21 protein-coding genes and 2 pseudogenes are annotated in these 19310 nt (G+C 49.2%); all 23 read left to right on the top strand.

Annotation, left to right across the window (positions count from 1 at the left end; genetic code table 11):
• Positions 1-2 precede the first annotated feature (2 nt).
• Positions 3-494 (top strand): annotated as a pseudogene (locus tag NSB25_RS27730) (VirD4-like conjugal transfer protein, CD1115 family); the annotation flags it as partial.
• A gap of 63 nt (positions 495-557) precedes the next feature.
• A complete protein-coding gene (locus NSB25_RS27725; protein ID WP_103242605.1) occupies positions 558-2909 on the top strand; it encodes a recombinase family protein in 2352 nt (783 codons plus the stop codon).
• A 319-nt stretch (positions 2910-3228) separates the two neighbouring features.
• Entirely contained in the window at positions 3229-3603 is a 375-nt protein-coding gene (locus tag NSB25_RS27720; RefSeq protein ID WP_103241351.1) for a BlaI/MecI/CopY family transcriptional regulator, read from the top strand.
• Positions 3596-5278 carry a M56 family metallopeptidase gene (locus NSB25_RS27715; RefSeq protein ID WP_103242606.1) on the top strand — a complete coding sequence of 561 codons (1683 nt, stop codon included), beginning with the start codon at positions 3596-3598 and terminating at the stop codon, positions 5276-5278. The genes NSB25_RS27720 and NSB25_RS27715 overlap by 8 nt, the downstream gene beginning before the upstream one ends.
• Before the next feature lie 106 nt (positions 5279-5384).
• Positions 5385-5828, top strand: a complete 444-nt coding sequence (locus tag NSB25_RS27710; RefSeq protein ID WP_103242607.1) for an RNA polymerase sigma factor — start codon at positions 5385-5387, stop codon at positions 5826-5828.
• Entirely contained in the window at positions 5815-6015 is a 201-nt protein-coding gene (locus NSB25_RS27705; protein ID WP_016303734.1) for a helix-turn-helix domain-containing protein, read from the top strand. The genes NSB25_RS27710 and NSB25_RS27705 overlap by 14 nt, the downstream gene beginning before the upstream one ends.
• A 44-nt stretch (positions 6016-6059) precedes the next feature.
• Positions 6060-6464 (top strand): winged helix-turn-helix domain-containing protein, encoded by a 405-nt coding sequence (locus NSB25_RS27700; RefSeq protein ID WP_103242608.1) that lies wholly within the window; start codon positions 6060-6062, stop codon positions 6462-6464.
• A gap of 352 nt (positions 6465-6816) precedes the next feature.
• A complete protein-coding gene (locus NSB25_RS27695) occupies positions 6817-7212 on the top strand; it encodes a plasmid mobilization protein (protein ID WP_103242610.1) in 396 nt (131 codons plus the stop codon).
• Complete coding sequence (locus NSB25_RS27690; protein WP_103242611.1) at positions 7184-8815, top strand: relaxase/mobilization nuclease domain-containing protein; 1632 nt, start codon at positions 7184-7186, stop codon at positions 8813-8815. Before NSB25_RS27695 ends, NSB25_RS27690 begins: the two co-directional genes overlap by 29 nt.
• Positions 8805-9191: a cysteine-rich VLP domain-containing protein gene (locus NSB25_RS27685; RefSeq protein WP_103242612.1), complete on the top strand. Its 387-nt coding sequence runs from the start codon at positions 8805-8807 to the stop codon at positions 9189-9191. The genes NSB25_RS27690 and NSB25_RS27685 overlap by 11 nt, the downstream gene beginning before the upstream one ends.
• A gap of 73 nt (positions 9192-9264) precedes the next feature.
• Complete coding sequence (locus tag NSB25_RS27680; protein WP_103242613.1) at positions 9265-10041, top strand: replication initiator protein A; 777 nt, start codon at positions 9265-9267, stop codon at positions 10039-10041.
• A gap of 75 nt (positions 10042-10116) precedes the next feature.
• Positions 10117-10968: an ATP-binding protein gene (locus NSB25_RS27675; RefSeq protein ID WP_103242614.1), complete on the top strand. Its 852-nt coding sequence runs from the start codon at positions 10117-10119 to the stop codon at positions 10966-10968.
• Positions 10965-11150, top strand: coding sequence for a transposon-encoded TnpW family protein (locus NSB25_RS27670; RefSeq protein WP_103242615.1), 186 nt, complete (start codon positions 10965-10967; stop codon positions 11148-11150). Before NSB25_RS27675 ends, NSB25_RS27670 begins: the two co-directional genes overlap by 4 nt.
• A 29-nt stretch (positions 11151-11179) precedes the next feature.
• Positions 11180-12502: pseudogene (locus NSB25_RS27665) on the top strand (VirD4-like conjugal transfer protein, CD1115 family); the annotation flags it as partial.
• A 221-nt stretch (positions 12503-12723) separates the two neighbouring features.
• Complete coding sequence (locus NSB25_RS27660) at positions 12724-12864, top strand: Maff2 family mobile element protein (RefSeq protein WP_022788348.1); 141 nt, start codon at positions 12724-12726, stop codon at positions 12862-12864.
• 242 nt (positions 12865-13106) lie between these two features.
• On the top strand, positions 13107-13616 hold the full coding sequence (locus NSB25_RS27655; protein ID WP_103242746.1) for a hypothetical protein: 510 nt from the start codon (positions 13107-13109) through the stop codon (positions 13614-13616).
• Positions 13617-13627: 11 nt separating this feature from the next.
• On the top strand, positions 13628-13867 hold the full coding sequence (locus NSB25_RS27650) for a helix-turn-helix domain-containing protein (protein ID WP_103242749.1): 240 nt from the start codon (positions 13628-13630) through the stop codon (positions 13865-13867).
• Positions 13868-14048: 181 nt separating this feature from the next.
• Positions 14049-14453 carry a winged helix-turn-helix domain-containing protein gene (locus NSB25_RS27645; RefSeq protein WP_103242750.1) on the top strand — a complete coding sequence of 135 codons (405 nt, stop codon included), beginning with the start codon at positions 14049-14051 and terminating at the stop codon, positions 14451-14453.
• A 642-nt stretch (positions 14454-15095) separates the two neighbouring features.
• A complete protein-coding gene (locus NSB25_RS27640; RefSeq protein ID WP_103242747.1) occupies positions 15096-15491 on the top strand; it encodes a plasmid mobilization protein in 396 nt (131 codons plus the stop codon).
• Positions 15463-17094, top strand: a complete 1632-nt coding sequence (locus tag NSB25_RS27635) for a relaxase/mobilization nuclease domain-containing protein (protein ID WP_160275541.1) — start codon at positions 15463-15465, stop codon at positions 17092-17094. The genes NSB25_RS27640 and NSB25_RS27635 overlap by 29 nt, the downstream gene beginning before the upstream one ends.
• Positions 17084-17470: a cysteine-rich VLP domain-containing protein gene (locus NSB25_RS27630; RefSeq protein WP_160275542.1), complete on the top strand. Its 387-nt coding sequence runs from the start codon at positions 17084-17086 to the stop codon at positions 17468-17470. The genes NSB25_RS27635 and NSB25_RS27630 overlap by 11 nt, the downstream gene beginning before the upstream one ends.
• Before the next feature lie 121 nt (positions 17471-17591).
• Positions 17592-18335: a replication initiator protein A gene (locus NSB25_RS27625; RefSeq protein WP_330671185.1), complete on the top strand. Its 744-nt coding sequence runs from the start codon at positions 17592-17594 to the stop codon at positions 18333-18335.
• 62 nt (positions 18336-18397) lie between these two features.
• Positions 18398-19249, top strand: coding sequence for an ATP-binding protein (locus NSB25_RS27620; RefSeq protein WP_103242815.1), 852 nt, complete (start codon positions 18398-18400; stop codon positions 19247-19249).
• The last annotated feature ends 61 nt before the right edge of the window (positions 19250-19310 follow it).

Here is a 19310-nt window from a genome sequence, read left to right as displayed (position 1 = left end):
TTTTGCTGAACCTGCCCTATATCCTGATGGGGCTGTTTTCCACCAACTTCGGGGAGGCGTGGCGGATGGCCCAGGGCGCGGACGCTTCGGAAAAGGTATTGTCTTTGATCTCCGTCCTTCCGGCGGCGCTTGGAAGTTTCTGGCCCAGCTTTCACCCGCTGGACCTGCTGGTCGGGCTGTGCTGCGGCGCGGCGCTCCGGCTGGCTGTTTACCTGAAAGGCAAAAACGCCAAGAAGTACCGCCCGAATATCGAGTACGGTTCCGCGAGATGGGGAAATTCCCAGGACATCGCCCCTTATGTCGATCCGGTATTCCAGAACAATGTAATCCTCACCCAGACGGAACGCCTTACCATGAGCAGCCGCCCCAAGGACCCCAAGACCGCCCGCAACAAAAATGTGCTGGTCATCGGCGGTTCCGGCTCCGGCAAGACCCGCTTCTGGCTCAAGCCCAACCTGATGCAGCTCCATAGCTCGTATGTGGTTACTGACCCAAACAGATAAGTATAATAAGGTTATAGGGAAGCGCGCACCCTCAAAGAAAGGAGGTTACACACCATGAAGAAGCAGACAGAGAAAGACAAACTCACCGCCCTATACGAAAGACTCTCCCATGACGACGAGCGAGCCGGGGAATCCGTAAGCATTGAGAACCAGAAGCGGATTTTAGAGGACTACGCAAGGAAAAACGGCTTTACCAATATCCGGCATTTTACAGATGACGGCATCCGGGGAACTACGTTCAAGCGTCCGGGGCTTGACGCTATGTTAGACGAAATCCGGGCGGGGAACGTGGCAACGGTTATCATCAAAGACCAGAGCCGAATCGGGCGTGACGTGGTTGAAGTGGGGCTTTTGAAGCGCACCTTTGACGAGTACCATGTGCGTTTTATCGCCGCAAATGACAACCTTGACACCGCCAACGGCTTTGATATCATGTCTATCTTCCGTGACGTGATAAACGAGTGGTACGTTGCCGACACCAGCCGCAAAATCAAGGCTGTTTTCAAGTCAAGAATGGAAAAGGGCTTGCGCTGTTCGGGTAGTGTCTGCTATGGCTACCGCGCTTCCAAAGAGCAAAAAGACGAGTGGATAATTGACGAGGAAGCCGCCGCCGTTGTGCGCCGCATCTTCCAGAGCGTCCTTGCCGGGGAAACCATAGCCAGCATAGCAAAGGCACTCCGCGCCGAGAAAATCCCTATCCCGTCCGAGCATTGGAAGCGGACAGGCGAGCCAGTCCGGGCGGCAAAATACACCGACCCCTACGCATGGTCAGCGACCACTATCGGCTACATACTGAAACGCCCGGAATACACAGGGCGCAAGGTATTAGGGAAAACCGTATGCGAGAACTACAAGACCAAGAGCAGCCGCAAGACCGCGCCGGAAGAACAGTATATCTTCGAGGGCGCAATCCCCGCCATTGTGGACGTGGAAACATGGCAGACCGTACAGAAGATACGGGAAACCGTGCGCCGCGCCCCCAAGCGGCAGAACGCCCCGAACCGCTTGACCGGGCTTCTCTACTGCGCCGACTGCGGCTCTAAACTCACACACCGCTATACCCTTGTGCAAGGGAAATGGATTGAGGACGCTTTTATCTGTTCCGGCTACCGCCACTTAATCCATGACTGCACCATGCACCATATCCCCACGGCAAAGATTGAAGCCGCTATCCTTGCCGTTATCCAGCGGGTAAGCTGGTATGTGCGGCACAATGAAAAAGAGTTTACAGAGCGTGTCCGGGAAGCGTCCGACCAGAACCAAGAAAAGACCGTCAAAGAGTGCAAGCAGAAAATCAACAAGGCACAGAAGCGGCACAAAGAGCTGGACGGGCTTGTGAAAAAGCTGTACGAGGGAAACGCCACGGGCAAGATACCCGACAAGCATTTTACCCGGCTTCTTGCCGAATATGACGAGGAACAGACCGGGCTGGAAGCGTCCATAGCGGAATGGCAAAGGCAGATTGAAAGCTGGAACGCCGACAAGCTGAAAACAGACCAGTTTATCCAGCTTGTGAAACGCTATACCGACTTCTCCGAAATCACAACGCCCATGCTCAACGAGTTTATCGAGAAAGTGATTGTGCATGAGGGCGAGGGGCGGGGGAATGACCGCCGCCAGCGGATAGACATTTATTTAAACTTTATCGGCGCATTTGAAGTACCCGCCCATATCGTCACCCCGGCAGAGGTGGAGGAACAACGCCGCCAGCAGGAGGAACAGGCGGCAAAGGAAGCCCGGTCAAAGGAGCTTGCAAAGGCGCGGTATGAGAAGCGCAAGGCAGAGAAACGGGCATTTACCGCAAGGAAAAAAGCGGGGCTTCTCACGCCGGAGGAACAGGAAGCCGAGGAAATGCGGCTTGCACAGAACAGGGAACGGCAAAAGGAATGGCGGGAGAAACGCAAAGCCACAGAGCCACCCAAGCCGCCTAAGAAGAAATCCATAAAAGAGCTTATGGAGATTGAAAAGACCGGGGCAGAGCTTACGCCGGAGGAAACGGAACGTCTTGCAGAACACCGCCGGAAAAAAGCCGCACAGCATAAGGTGTGGCGCGAAAGGCAGAAAGCCGGACAGCCAAAGACAAGAACACTCAAAGAGCTTGCCGCCGCCCAAAAAGAAGGGGAAGCCTTAACGCCGGAGGAATCGGAACGTCTGGAAGCCCACAAGAGCCGGAAGAAAATCGCAAGGGAAAAGCTGGTACGGCAAGCCGAAACCGACCCGGCAGCGGCGGCAGAGCTGGCAAAAAAGCGGGCGTATGCTTCCGAAGCCACCAAGAAATCCCGGCAGAAAATGTATGAGGAAGCCGCCACAGGAAACCCGGAAGCGGTGGAACGCTATGAGAATTATCTTGCCGCAAGGAGGGAAGCATACCACAGGAAAAAACAGGAAGCAGAGAAAACCGCATAGCCGCCCCCTCTGAACATCAAGAGCCGGAAAAGCAAGGGCGCATTGTGGAAATGTGCATAACAGGCTATGGAATCATGGATAACTCTGTTCACAGCACATGGAAAAGCGAAAGAGCCGCTTTCCCACGTCCTGCAAACAGAGTTACCCACAATTCCATAAGCAGCCAGTTATACACATTACGGCACAATGCCGACTACTACGGAATCTCACTCCTATCTTTTTGTAAATTCTTAAATTTCTTTTAGGGTATTGCATTATCACCTACAAAGTGTTAAGATGTTTATACACCCACAAAATGTTAAGATAAAAGGAGGACAAAATGGCACAGCAAATTTCTGAATCCGAACTGGTACTAATGAAAATTATTTGGAAGAATGGAGGGGCAGCTTTATACTCCCTCATCATGGAGGAATTGGAAAAAGACAAAAACGAATGGAAGAACAACACCGTACTCACTTTGCTTTCCCGTCTGGGCGAAAAAAAGTTCTTGAAAGTAAAAAAAATTGGCAGACGGAATGAATATGTGGCTACGGTAACAGAGGCAGAATACCAGACCATGCAGACCCACAGCTTTCTTGATAAAGTCTACGGCGGGAATGTGAAAAACTTAGTATCAACCTTGTTGCGGCAGGATATTCTTTCGGCAGACGAATTGAAAGAGATTGAAACATTTTGGAGAAAAGAAAATGAATGAATTTATAAAAGTATTATTGTCGCTGTCTGTTTCCGGCGCATTGTTACTGCTTCTCATTTTAGGATTGAAGCCGCTGTATAAAAACAAATTCAGCAAGCGTTGGCAGTATTATATCTGGATAGTTGTTGCTTTGCGGTTTCTGCTTCCCTTTACTCCCGATAATGCGATTGTTGGAAGCCTGTTTGAAAAATTCGACACAGCAGCAATAACGAATGAAATTCCTACAAGCCCCAATGTACCCGTTCCCGCAGATACGGGTAACAACAAAGCAGAGCCGATACAGACAAACCGAGAAATAAACGCCGCTGCCATGCGTGAGCCATTTAACAAATTTGTCTGCCTGTTTTTTATCTGGTCAGCATTGGCACTGATTTTATTTGTCCGTAAGATAACAGTTTATCAAGGATTTATTCAATATATCAAAGCGGGAAATAAAGAGGTATCGGATATAAAAATCTTGAATCTGCTATCTGATTGTGAAGAAAAACTGAATATCAAAACAAGGGTTGAATTATCCCGTAATTCTCTGATTGCTTCCCCTATGCTGATTGGGTTCTTTCGACCAAGAATCATTTTGCCTATTGGCGAATTGGAAGATAGAGAGTTGTCCTATATCTTTGTGCATGAGCTGGTTCACTACAAGCAGAGGGATATGTTTTATAAATGGCTGATACAAATTGTTGTGTGTGTACATTGGTTCAATCCTTTTGTATATCTGCTGGAAAAGGAAGTGAATAAATCTTGTGAATTGTCATGTGATGAAAAAGTCATATCTGTACTTGACGATAACGCAAGGCGTAAGTATGGAGATACATTGATTTTCTTTTTGAAGTCAAACAATCTCTACAAAAGTTCTTTAGCTTCCGTTACTTTGACAGAGGGAGCAGAACAATTAAAAGAAAGGTTAGGTGCTATTATGGATTTCAAGAAAAAAACTAAGTTAATTGTAATAGTTTCTTTTATGTCAGCGGTTTTGTTGTCTATTGGAGGTTTTGCTATTGGAGCGTATGCAGCCCCGACAATTACAGAGGAAAATGGACGAGATTTATTTAAGCATATCGTTTTACAGGAAAATGGAGTATTTTACATTTTCTGTAATGGAGCAGATGAAAGTAATAAACCAAGTGCCAGTACAACGGACGGCAACATTATGTTTGTTTTGGTTCGGAAAGACGGATATACTTCAATCTCAGGATTTAGCAGTTTGGAAACACTGGTTGAAGATGTCAAAAACCAATGTAAATTTATGGTGGGACAGGGAACTATTACAGAGGAAGAAAAAGATTTAGTCATTGAAACAGCGGCTACAATAACGAGCATACCACAAAATAATGATGTGGGCGCAAATAAAGAAATTTATTCTGTCTTGACCCATAAAGCAGCGATTGATGAAGCTCCAACAGAAATACAGTCATGGATAAGTGAATGTGAATCTTCTGCAAATGATGTTTATATAAAAGAATATGACGGACGTTATTGGATTTATACAAATGCTATTGGTTCTCATAATGATTATGGCTTTAAACTATCAAGTGAAAACGCTGGTACATGTATGATTGAAATAACGCCTATTGAATCTGAATCTGGTACTGGATATGCGTTGCTTTCAACTCCGGCAAGATATATCTGCCTGTCTGTAAAAAGTGGGGAATATATGACAGTAATAAAAAAGTAATTAAAGCAGTTAAAGGGCGGCTGCTTACATGAGCAGCCGCCCTTTACAAAATAAACGTAACTATTAACCATGCACCGCCCCATGTGGGAGAAAGGAGGATTTTTCTATGGATTGCACAGAAGCGTACAAGGAACACATCATGTATTCTTTCAACGGTTTCTGCAAAGTCGTCATACGCTATGCCGCTATCAACGCATGGCGCGACAGGAACAGGCGGCGGCAAAAAGAAATATCCTTTGAATACCTCACAGAAGAAAAGTTCTACCCTCTAAGCACATCAGACGAATTTCTCAAATCACCCTACGAACAATACCCCGTTACGATATGCGGTCAGACAATCATACTCACCAATGGGGAGCTTGCCGCCGCCCTGTTATCTCTGCCAGAGAAAAAGAGGGAAATCATTTACCTTTACTTTTTCGGGAATTACACACAGCAGGAAATCGCGGATTTATACGGGCAATGCAAGAGTACGGCATGGCATTATATCCACAGCGCATTACAGATGTTGCAGGAGGAAATGGAGGTGCTTTTACATGGGGAATCCTAATCTTATACCGTATGAAACCATTGTCCGGGCAACCAGCGGAGAGCCGGAAGCCGTGGACGAGGTTTTACGGCATTACAGCAAGAGAATCCGCTTTGCCGCCCTTGAAAACGGACACGTCAACATAGACACCGAGGACAGCATAAAACAGCGGCTTATCACCGCCCTGTTCCAGTTCCGCTTTGACTGAAAAGGGCTGCATAACGGGAGGTGGTATTTGTCGGGAAAATAGTCATGCTTACATTCAGCGACACCGAAGAAAAAGCGGTTGAGAAAGCCATAGCCGCCCTTGCCGATATGATACCGCTGGAAGCCATACAGCCGCCCCACTCCCCGGCACTTACTTTTCCGGGATTGGAAATCAGACTACACCAACGCCGGGTACTGAAAAACGGGATTGACGTTTCCCTCACCCGTCTGGAATACGGCGCACTCTGCTATCTTGCCGCCAGTCCGGGGAGGGTGTTCACAAAGACGCAAATCTTTGAAGCCGTGTGGAGCATGGAGAGCGAAAGCTGCCAGTCAAACGTGACAAATGTGATATGCAATCTACGGAAAAAGATAGAGCCGGACAGCCGCCGCCCCACCTACATAAAGACCGTTTTAGGCATAGGCTACAAGTTTACTTCCGGGGAATAACAACAGGATAACCGCCGCTATTGGCGAAGATACGAAACAGGAAATCAAGGAAAAAGGTTTCCTGTTTTTTTACGCCCATTTTGCTTATTTCCGGCTTTACTGTATGGGAAAATACCGCCGCAAAATTGGCAGAATCCACGCCACGCAAGCCGGGGGAAAACGGCAAAAGCCAGCACAGCGGAATCCGTCAGTTACTAAGAGCAAGATTCTACCACAGTACCAAATTTCGCTAATCGCTCATTTTGTCCTATGGGAATCTTGTTGGGGTTGCCACCCCAAGCCCGCCTTTTTGCGGCTTGCGCCGCTTATAATTACCGCCGCTTTTGCAGCGAGTGAAAGGAGGTTCACAGCCATGAAAAGATACAACACGCCCCACCGCCACCGGGTAATCAAGACACGCTTGACCGGGGAAGAATTTGCAGAGTTTTCCGAGCGTGTTTCCCTCTGCAAAATGAGCCAAGCCGAGTTTATCCGGCAAGCACTTATCAAGTCAAGCATACGCCCGGTCATTACCGTTTCCCCGGTCAATGATGAATTACTCTCTGCCGTTGGGAAACTCACAGCCGAATACGGAAAAATCGGCGGCAACTTGAACCAGATTGCCCGCTGTCTGAACGAGTACGGCGCGCCTTATAACGCCCTCTCCCAAGAAGTGCGAGCCGCCACAGTGGAGCTTGCCGCCTTGAAGTTTGAAGTCTTGCAGAAAGTAGGTGAAGCCGTTGGCAACATTCAAACATATCAGCTCTAAAAATGCCGACTATGGGGCTGCCGAGCAGTACCTAACCTTTGAGCATGACGAGTTTACCATGAAGCCCACACTGGACGGAAACGGGCGGCTTGTTCTCCGTGACGATTACCGTATTTCTTCTTTGAATTGTGGTGATGAAGATTTTGCAATCGCCTGTATGCGTTCCAATCTCAAATACGGCAAGAACCAGAAACGGGAGGACGTAAAGAGCCACCACTATATCATCAGCTTTGACCCCCGTGACGCACCAGACAACGGCTTGACCGCAGACCGGGCGCAAGCGTTGGGCGAGGAATTTTGTAAAGAGCATTTCCCCGGACACCAAGCCCTTGTATGCACCCACCCGGACGGGCATAACCACAGCGGAAATATCCATGTGCATATCGTCATAAACAGCTTGCGGATTGCCGAAGTGCCGCTATTGCCCTACATGGAAAGACCAGCCGACACAAGGGAGGGCTGCAAGCACCGCTGTACGGACGCAGCTATGGAGTATTTCAAAGCGGAAGTCATGGAGATGTGCCACCGGGAAAACCTCTATCAGATTGACTTGCTGAACGGGAGCAAGAACCGAGTTACCGAGCGTGAGTATTGGGCGAAACGGAAAGGACAAGCCGCACTGGATAAAGAGAACGCTTCCCAATCCGCCACAGGAGAGCCGCCCAAGCAGACCAAGTTTGAAACCGACAAGGAGAAGCTACGGCGCACAATCCGCACCGCCCTGTCCTCTGCCGTTTCCTTTGAGGATTTTTCCGGGAAGCTGCTGCAACAGGGCGTGACCGTCAAGGAGAGCCGGGGGCGGCTATCCTATCTCACGCCGGACAGGACGAAGCCTATCACCGCCCGGAAATTAGGTGATGATTTTGACCGTGCCGCCATACTGGAAACACTCACCATAAACGCACAGAACGCCGCCAGAGCCGCCGAAACGCCCGCACCCAGACAGGAATACCCCCGCAGCATAAAAGACCGCTTACAGCGTGGCAAAGCCGCCATAAACGCCCCGAAAAATGACGGAGTACAACGCATGGTAGACATAGCCGCCAAGAAAGCCGAGGGCAAGGGGCGGGGCTATGAAAAGTGGGCGACCTTGCACAACTTGAAGCAAATGGCGGCTACCATGAGCGTTTACGAGGAATCCGGCTTTTCTTCCCCGGAAGAACTGGAAGCCGCCCTTGCCGCCGCCAGCGCGGAGCTGAACAGCGTCCATGCCAAACTGAAAGCCGTGGAAAGCACTTTGCGGGAGAAAAAGGACTTACAGAAACAGCTATTGGCGTACATCAAGACCAAGCCAGCCCGTGACGGATTGCGGGCGCAGAAAACGGAGAAAGCCCGGAGAGCCTACCGGGAACAGCACGAAAGCGAGTTTATCATTTCCGAATCTGCCGCCCGGTATTTCAAGGCACAAGGAATCTCCAAGCTGCCAGCGACCAAATCCCTACAAACGGAGATTGAGCAGCTTACCAAAGAGAAAAACGCCCTTTACAACGAGTACCGGGAGAAGAAAGAGAACGTCCGGGAATTGCAGACCGTGAAAAGCAATCTTGACAAGATATTGCGCCGTGAGCCGGAACGGGGAAAGGGGCGGGAAAATGAACGGTAAACGCCCCTACATGGACTACCCACAGTACAGAGCCGCCCGCCGCCTTGTGCATGAGTGCTGCAACTACGATAACGGCAACTGTATCTTGCTGGATAACGGCGAGCCTTGCGTGTGTGTGCAGAGTATCAGCTATTCCCTCTTGTGCCGCTGGTTCACTGCCGCCGTGTTGCCGCTGGACGGGAAACTGGAAGCCGCCCTACTCCACCGGGCAGACAGGAAACGCTGTACCGAGTGCGGCGGGTATTTTCTCCCCAAGTCAAACCGGGGGAAATACTGCCCCGATTGTGCCATAAGAGTGCGCCGCCGGAAAGAAGCCGAGCGACAACGGAAAAAATACCATATTTCTACGCATTTAGGCTATGAGAGAAGCCCGTAAATAAAGGCTTTGTGACGGCTGCTCAACGGGTATGCGGTACATTTATCCTTTACCCCCATAAAAGCCGTTTTAAATGCGTAACAGAAGCCACAGACAGGAGGTGAAAACCATAACCGAATACATTACAGCCAACACCACAATGCCGCCCTTTTTCCCCTATCCCCGATTTCTGCTGAAAATGGACTTGTCACAGACTGCAAAGCTGCTCTATGCGCTGCTCCTTGACCGTTCCACCCTCTCACAGAAGAACGGCTGGCAGGACAATGAGGGCAGGACGTATATTGTCTACCCCATAGCAGAGATAGCGGAAATGCTGGATAAAAGCACCATGACAATACAGAACTCCCTAAAAGAACTGGACATTGCCGGGCTTTTAGAGAGGGAACGCCGGGGATTTTCCGCGCCGAACCGCCTTTATGTGAAAGTGCCGGAAGTAGTAAAGGTTTCTTTAGATATGACACAAAGAAATCTTGATGTCAGTCCTAAAGAAAACTGTACATCAGACACAAAGAAAACTTTACCTATGATACAAAGAAAACTTTACCCTAACCAACTAAATATAAACAAACTAAAAGAGAGCCAAACAAAGGGAGCGAGTGGAGAGCCGCCCGCGCCCTATGGCAAATACCAGAATGTTTTCCTCACTGAAAGCGAATATGCGGAGCTGAAGCAGGAATACCCGGACAGCCTTGAACGGCTTATTGAGGAAATGAGCCGGTATATTGCTTCCAGCGGGAATGACTATGCGAACCATGCCGCCACGCTTTACAGGTGGGCGGACAGGGAGAAAAAGGAGAACCCGAAAAAGGGAATCCCCGACTATTCTTTCAAAGAGGGAGAGAGCCTTTGACAGCGGAGATAAAACGCCCCGTAAACAGGGCGTACAGACAGGACAACGAAGCACAGACAAGGAGGATTTATTTCTATGAGCGATTATGACAACGCCATTTTCCGGCTTGCCACGGCACAGGAAGCAGAGCCGGAGGACTACACGGGCGAGGACGGGCTTTTGTACTGCGGGAGCTGCCGCCAGCCCAAAGAAGCCTACTTCACCGAGGGGAAAAACCTTTTCGGACGCGACCGCCACCCCAAAGAATGTGACTGCCAGCGCAAACGCCGGGAAACGCAGGAAGCCGCCGACAAGGAGCGAAAACACCGTGACACCGTGGAGGAATTAAAACGCCGGGGATTTTCCAACGCCGCCATGCGCCAGTGGACTTTTGACAATGACAACGGCAAATGCCCCCAAATGGATAAGGCTTTATTCTATGCGGCGAACTGGGAGGAAATGAAAGCGGAAAATATCGGCTATCTGCTATGGGGCAAGGTAGGCACAGGCAAGAGCTATTTTGCCGGGTGTATCGCCAACGCCCTTATGGAGCGTGAGATTTCCGTGTGCATGACGAATTTTGCTCTTATCCTCAATGACCTTGCCGCCAGCTACAAGGGCAGGAACGAATACATAGACCGCCTTTGCCGCTTCCCTCTGCTTATCCTTGATGATTTCGGCATGGAGCGCGGCACGGAATACGGGCTTGAACAGGTTTATAACGTGGTTGACAGCCGATACCGAAGCCGGAAGCCGCTGATTGTCACAACAAACCTCACGCTGGAGGAATTGCAGCACCCGGAGGACACCGCCCATTCCCGGATTTATGACCGTCTGCTTGAAATGTGCTGCCCCGTTTTCTTTACCGGGGAGAACATCAGAAAGACCACGGCACAGGGGAAAATGGAACGGTTAAAAGGATTGATGAACGGAAAGGAGAGCCTATGAACCATGACACCAGCAAGACCAGCTACACCGCCGCCCCTCTGGACGCGAAGCCCGACCTTGTGAAGCGGATAGGGAACACCACTTTTGACATTCATATCCATTTCAGCGAAACCAGCCGGGAAACCTTTACGGACAAGGTAGTGCGGCTTATCGAGAACGACAAGGACAGTGTAACCGATTAAAAAAAGATACACTTTTTCTTATTCCCTACTTGACATTACCAAAAGGTACAATCCTGATCGAATGTGGAAAGCTGCTCCAACGGGGCGCGCCCAGGCTGGATAAGGACGGAAAGCCCATGAAGGATAAGAACGGCAAAACTATCTATGAACCGTACCGGATCAAGGTGCTGAATACCATCAACTTCAAAAAATCCATGAAATACAATCCTTTCGCCTATATCCACAGCGAAAAGGACATTTTGAAGCTGGTGACGACCTTAATCGCCAACACCAAGGGCGAGGGGAAAGCCGGTGACGATTTCTGGGTCAAAGCGGAAACGCTGCTGTACTGCGCCCTGATTGGATATATCCACTATGAGGCCCCGGTGGAGGAACAGAACTTCTCCACCCTGATTGAGTTTATTAACGCGATGGAGGTCCGGGAGGACGATGAGGAATACAAAAACCCCGTTGACCTGATGTTTGACGCGCTGGAATCCGAGAAGCCCAACCATTTTGCGGTGCGGCAGTACAAAAAATATAAGCTGGCGGCGGGCAAAACCGCGAAGTCGATTCTGATTTCCTGCGGCGCGCGGCTGGCGGTATTCGATATTGCCGAGCTGCGGGAGGTCACAGCCTATGACGAGCTGGAACTGGATACCCTGGGGGACCGGAAAACCGCCCTGTTTCTCATTATGAGCGATACCGATGACAGCTTTAACTTCCTGATTTCCATGTGCTATACCCAGCTGTTTAACCTCCTGTGCGAGAAAGCGGACGATGTGTACGGCGGCAGGCTCCCGGTCCATGTGCGCTGCCTGATTGACGAGTGCGCCAACATCGGGCAGATTCCAAAGCTGGAAAAGCTGGTAGCCACCATCCGAAGCCGGGAGATTTCCGCCTGTCTGGTATTGCAGGCGCAGTCCCAGTTAAAGGCCATCTACAAGGACAACGCCGACACCATTATCGGAAATATGGACACTTCCATCTTTCTGGGCGGCAAAGAACCCACCACCTTAAAGGAGTTAGCCGCCGCCCTGGGAAAAGAAACCATTGACACCTACAACACCGGGGAGAGCCGGGGGCGGGAAACCTCCCACTCTCTCAATTATCAGAAATTGGGGAAAGAGCTGATGAGCCAGGATGAGCTTGCGGTGATGGACGGGGGAAAATGTATCCTCCAGCTGCGGGGCGTCCGCCCGTTTTTGTCGGATAAGTATGACATCACCAGGCACCCCAATTTCCAGTACACCGCCGACGCGGACGATAAGAACGCCTTTGACATTGAAGCGTTTTTGTCCACCCGGCTCAAACCAAAACCCAACGAGGTCTACGATGTGTTTGAAGTTGACGTAGACACCGAGGGCGAATAATCCCGTTCCGCGAGAAAGGAGTGATCTTATCTACCCGCCAGGGTCCCTGAAACCTGCCTCGGTTGAGGCCATTGGCGTACAAAGCGGACAGCTCAACAAAAAAATGAAGAAGGAGGATAGCCGGAATCGAGCCGCCCAAAACGCAGGGCGGTTTTGTTGTCCGGCTTTTGTATGCCTATGAACCAACACTAACCACAAAGCGATTCCGGCTAAATTAAAGTATGGAATTTTTCAACAGCGCAATCGACGTTTTGCAGACCCTCGTGATCGCACTCGGAGCCGGCCTTGGAATCTGGGGCGTCATCAACCTGCTGGAAGGTTACGGCAATGATAACCCTGGTGCGAATGCTCATGTACGGTAAAGAAGCAAGCAACCGAAAACAAGAGATAAACCGCCAGCACCACACTATTCCGAACCAAAGACCAAAAGACAAGCATTATGGAAATGTCCATAGCCAGTTATACACATTTCCACGAATGCCGACTATGGCGTTACTCTAATTTATCTATTTTATATAATATTTAACGAAAAACATCAAAAATATAATGACAAGCATTCCATTATGTGATATAATATAAAAAACAAAATAAAGGAGTATCAATTATGGATAGGATAGAAAACATTAAAAAAGCAAGCTATCTCATTGGAAAAGTAGGAAAAGTATTTCAAATAGTATTTGGAATATTTACAGGAATGTTTTTGATTTCTCTTATCATACTGTTTGTACTGCGTAGTACACTCAATACGATGATTGTTGAATCTCAAACAAGTTTTGATTTTAGCAATATGGGGTATTGGACTAAAAAATTAGCAAGTGAAGGTAAGGTAGCGGAAGCCAGTATTGTGTTTTTAATATCAGGAATATTGTTTTCGTTAATTTTGACAATAATCATGCACTTTATTGTCAAAATATTCAAAAAAATTTGTAATGATTATTCGCCATTTTTACCCGAAATTGTAAAAGATATAAAAATTGTTTTGTTATTAACTACATTACTAATTTTAAAAAACAGTATCGGATTAGGCATTATTTCTGGTTTTACATTTTGGGGGATCATAGAACTTTATGAGTATGGGTGCGAATTACAAAATCAAGTAGACGAAACATTATAGGTGTGATAAATATGGCTATTATTTTAAGATTAGATAGAGTTATGGCAGATAGAAAAATTTCATTGAATGACTTAGCTGAACAAGTAGGAATTGCAAATGTAAACTTATCTAAAATAAAAACTGGAAAGGTAAGTGCTATTCGATTTTCTACATTAAATGCAATATGTGATGTATTGGATTGTCAACCGGGAGATATATTAGAATTTCAAAAAGACCAATCAAGTAACAAAACAAGTCAAGCTAATAAATAAGTATTATTTTGAGGTAGTAAATGAGAAGTGATAGTCTAAAATGTTATACTCCTCCGAATAATAAAAAGCAACACTCTTTATGTCGTTAGAAAAAATTTTCTATGATATGTTCATACGAATACAAAGAACATATCATGTATGTTTTCAATAACAGGAGGTGGAAATTGTCGCTAAAATAATCATACTCACGTTCAATGACGCAGAAGAAAAAGCAGTCGAGGAAGCCATAGCCGCCCTTGCCGATATGATACCACTGGAAGCCATACAGCCGCCACATTCCCCTATGCTGATTTTTCCGGGATTGGAAATCAGACCACACCAACGCCGGGTACTGAAAGGCGGTGCAGACATAAGCCTAACCCGTTTGGAATACGGCGCACTCTGCTACCTTGCCGCCAGTCCGGGGCGAGTATTCACAAAGGCACAGATTTTTGAAGCCGTATGGAGCATGGAAAGCGATAGCTGCCAGTCAAGCGTGACAAATGTGATTTACAACTTGCGGAAAAAGATAGAGCCGGACAGCCAAAACCCCACCTACATAAAAACCGTTTTAGGCATGGGCTACAAGTTTGCTTCTGGGGAATGACAACTGAATAACCGCCGCTATTAACGGCAACACAGAAGCAGGAAATCAAGAAAAGGTTTCCTGTTTTTTTGCGTCCAAAAGCGGGGGAAATTTTACGCCGCACTAAAAAATTTCAAAAGGTTTTTCAAAACATTGCCAAATTTTCATTTTTTCCCGTAGTAGGTAATAGAGGGGAAAACAAACGCCGGACAGTTTGGCGTTTTTTGTAACCGTTTGTATATTATTGCGAAAAGAAATTCCAACAAAAGATATAAAACCTTGCCTGTTTGCGTTTGCCGTGCGTAGTAAGGTATAGGGGGAAAATAACTGCCGCTTTGTCAGGCAGTTTTCTCTTTTATGTGGCGTAGAAAATGAAAAAATTTCTGAAAATGTCCGTCCATTTTGGCTTTTGCGGTTTTGTAGGTATTAGAGGGGGAAATGCCGCCTCAGAGTTGGCACAATCCCCGCCCGCCGAGGGTATCAGCGGAAAATCCACATAGAGGAAGCCGTTACTTTCTAAAAGCAAGATTCTACCACAGTACCAAATTTCGCTAATCGCTCAATTTTGTCCTGCGGGAATCTTGTTGGGGTTGCCACCCCAAGCCCGCCTTTTGCGGCTTGCGCCGCTTGAAAAAATCTACCCACGAAAGGAGGTTCACAGCCATGAAAAGATACAACACACCCCACCGCCACCGGGTAATCAAAACACGCTTGACCGAGGAAGAATACGCCGAGTTTTCCGAGCGTGTTTCCCTCTGCAAAATGAGCCAAGCCGAATTTATCCGACAAGCCCTTATCAAGTCAAGCATACGCCCGGTCATTACCGTTTCCCCGGTCAATGATGAATTACTCTCTGCCGTTGGGAAACTCACAGCCGAGTATGGAAAGATAGGCGGCAACTTGAACCAGATTGCCCGCTGTCTGAACGAATACGGCGCACCTTATAACGCCCTCTCCCAAGAGGTACGAGCCGCCACAGCGGAACTTGCCGCCTTGAAGTTTGAAGTCTTGCAGAAAGTAGGTGAAGCCGTTGGCAACGTTCAAACATATCAGCTCTAAAAATGCCGACTATGGAGCTGCCGAGCAGTACCTAACTTTTGAGCATGATGAATTTACCATGAAGCCCACATTGGACGGGAACGGGCGGCTTGTTCCCCGTGACGATTACCGCATAGCTTCCCTTAATTGTGACAGGGAAGATTTCGCCATAGCGTGTATGCGCTCCAATCTGAAATACGGCAAGAACCAAAAGCGGGAGGACGTAAAGAGCCATCATTACATCATCAGTTTTGACCCCCGTGACGCACAGGACAACGGCTTGACCGTAGACCGGGCGCAACAGTTAGGCGAGCAGTTCTGTAAAGAGCATTTCCCCGGACACCAAGCCCTTGTATGCACCCACCCGGACGGGCATAACCACAGCGGCAACATTCATGTGCATATCGTCATAAACAGCTTGCGGATTGCGGAAGTGCCACTATTGCCATACATGGAAAGACCAGCCGACACAAGGGAGGGCTGCAAGCACCGCTGTACAGACGCAGCTATGGAATACTTCAAAGCGGAAGTCATGGAGATGTGCCACCGGGAAAACCTCTATCAGATTGACTTGCTGAACGGGAGCAAGAACCGAGTTACCGAGCGTGAGTATTGGGCGAAGCGGAAAGGACAAGCCGCACTGGATAAAGAGAACGCTTCCCTTGCCGCCGCAGATGACCCGCCCAAAGTCACAAAATTTGAAACCGACAAGGAGAAGCTACGGCGCACAATCCGCACCGCCCTGTCCTCTGCTGTTTCCTTTGAGGATTTTTCCGGGAAGTTGCTACAACAGGGCGTGACCGTCAAGGAGAGCCGGGGGAGATTATCGTATCTCACGCCGGACAGGACGAAGCCAATCACCGCCCGGAAATTAGGTGATGATTTTGACCGTGCCGCCATACTGGAAGCACTCACCATAAACGCACAGAACGCCGCCAGAGTCGCCGAAACACCCGCACCTAAACAGAAATACCCCCGGAGCATAAAAGACCGCTTACAGCGCAATAAAGCCACCGTAAACGCCCCGAAACAAGACAGCGTACAGCGCATGGTAGACATAGCCGCCAAGAAAGCCGAGGGCAAGGGGAAAGGCTATGAGAAATGGGCGACCTTGCACAATCTGAAGCAAATGGCGGCTACCGTTAGCGTTTACGAGGAATCCGGCTTTTCTTCCCCGGAAGAACTGGAAGCCGCCCTTGCCGCCGCCAGTGCCGGGCTGCATGAAGTGACCGGGAAACTGAAAGCCGTGGAAAGCACCTTGCGGGAGAAAAAGGACTTGCAGAAGCAGCTATTAGCGTACATCAAGACCAAGCCAGCCCGTGACGGGTTGCGGGCGCAGAAAACAGAGAAAGCCCGCAAGAGCTACCGGGAGCAGCACGAAAGCGAGTTTATCATTTCCGAATCTGCCGCCCGGTATTTCAAGGCACAGGGAATCCAAAAGCTGCCAGCTTCCAAGACCTTACAAGCGGAGATTGAGCAGCTTACCAAAGCGAAAAACGCCCTTTACAACGAGTACCGGGAGAAGAAAGAGAACGTCCGGGAATTGCAGACCGTGAAAAGCAATCTTGACAAAATCTTGCGCCGTGAGCCGGAACGGGGAAAGGGGCGGGAAAATGAACGGTAAACGCCCCTACATGGACTACCCACAGTACAGAGCCGCCCGCCGCCTTGTGCATGAGTGCTGCAACTACGATAACGGCAACTGTATCTTGCTGGATAACGGCGAGCCTTGCGTATGCGTCCAGAGTATCAGCTATTCCCTTTTATGCCGCTGGTTCATTGCCGCCGTGCTGCCATTGGACGGGAAACTGGAAGCCGCCCTACTCCACCGGGCAGACAGGAAACGCTGTACCGAGTGCGGCGGGTATTTTCTCCCCAAATCAAACCGGGGGAAATACTGCCCAGATTGCGCCGGACGCATGAAAAGAATCAAAGCCGCACAGCGCAAGCAGAAACAGAGGGATAAATGTCACGCTTTAGGATATTCCAAACCCCCGTAAATCAAGGCTTTTTTGACCGCCCTCAAAGGGTATGCGATACATTTATCCTTTATCCCCGAAAATGCCGTTTTAACTGCGTAACAGAAGCCACAGACAGGAGGTGAGAACCATAACCGAATACATCACAGCCGACACCATCATGCCGCCGTTTTTCCGATACCCCCGTTTTCTGCTGAAAATGGACTTGTCACAGACCGCAAAGCTGCTTTATTCGCTGCTCCTTGACCGTTCCGAACTCTCACAGAAGAACGGCTGGCAGGACAGCGAGGGCAGGACATACATTGTCTACCCTGTTGCGGAGATAGCGGAAATGCTGGATAAAGGCAGCACCGCCATAAAAGCCGCACTGAACGAGCTGGACGCTGCCGGGCTTCTGGTGAGGGAACGCCGGGGCTTTTCCGCACCGAACCGCCTTTATGTGAAAGTGCCGCAAGTGCCAGTGGTACAGTTTTCCGACCATATGACCGCCATACAGTCGGAAAACCGACCCTCTGATAGCCGGAAAAGCGACCCTCATAAGGACGGAAAACCGACCTTTGCGTTGGACGGAAAACCGACCCCTAACCAACTTACTATAAACAAACTAAAAGAGAACCAACTAAAAGGAGCGAGTGGGAAGCCGCCCGCCCCGTTTGGCAGATACCAGAATGTTTTACTCTCTGAAAGCGAATATGCGGAGCTGAAAGAGGAATACCCGGACAGGCTGGAACGGCTCATTGAGGAAATGAGCGAGTTCATAGCTGCCACCGGGAATGATTATGTGTGCCATGCCGCCGCATTGCGCCGCTGGTTAAACCGGGAGAAAAAGGAGAACCCGAAAAAGGGAATCCCCGATTATTCCTACAAAGAGGGCGAGAGCCTTTGACCGCATAGACACAACGCCCCGTAAACAGGGCGTAAAAGACCATGAACAAGGAGGAAGATTTTATGAGTGATTATGATAACGCCATTTTCCGGCTTGCCACGGCACAGGGAGCAGAGCCGGAGGACTACATAGGCGAGGACGGGCTTTTATATTGCGGGAGCTGCCGCCAGCCCAAAGAAGCCTACTTCCCGGAGGGCAATACCTTTTTCGGACGTGACCGCCACCCGAAAGAATGTGACTGCCAGCGCAAACGCCGGGAAACGCTGGAAGCCAGCCACCGGGAATACAAGCACCGGGAGGAAGTGGAACGGCTGAAACGAAAGGGATTTACAGACCCGGCTATGCGGGAATGGACGTTTGAAAACGACAACGGGAAATGCCCCCAAATGCACAAAGCCTATTCCTATGTGGAGCAATGGGAACGGGTAAGCACCGGGAACTATGGATTGATTTTGTGGGGGAATGTCGGCACAGGCAAAAGCTATTTTGCCGGGTGTGTTGCCAATGCCCTTATGGAGAAAGAGGTTTCCGTGTGCATGACAAACTTTGCCTTGATACTCAACGACCTTGCCGCCAGCTATAAGGACAGGAACGAGTACATAGCCCGCCTTTGCAGCTTCCCGCTGCTTATCCTTGACGATTTCGGCATGGAGCGTGGCACGGAATACGGGCTTGAACAGGTTTACAACGTGATAGACAGCCGATACCGAAGCGGCAAGCCCTTAATCGTGACAACAAATTTGACGCTGGAAGAATTGCAGAACCCGGAGGACACCGCCCATGCCCGGATATATGACCGCCTTACGGAAATGTGTACCCCCGTCCGCATTACCGGGGAGAATTTCAGAAAAGCCAGAGCAAGGGAGAAAATGGAACAGCTTAAAACGCTGCTGAACAGAAAGGAGAGCCTATGACCGACACCCCCAACAGAAGCACCGCCACTACCGCCCGCCGCCCGGATTGCGTGACCGAGGT

It is taken from the genome of Acetatifactor muris (assembly GCF_024623325.1).
In the GTDB taxonomy this organism is placed as follows: Bacteria; Bacillota; Clostridia; order Lachnospirales; family Lachnospiraceae; genus Acetatifactor; species Acetatifactor muris.
The sequence above is the reverse complement of the archived record's forward strand: the minus strand, read 5'-3'. Positions and strand labels throughout refer to the sequence as shown.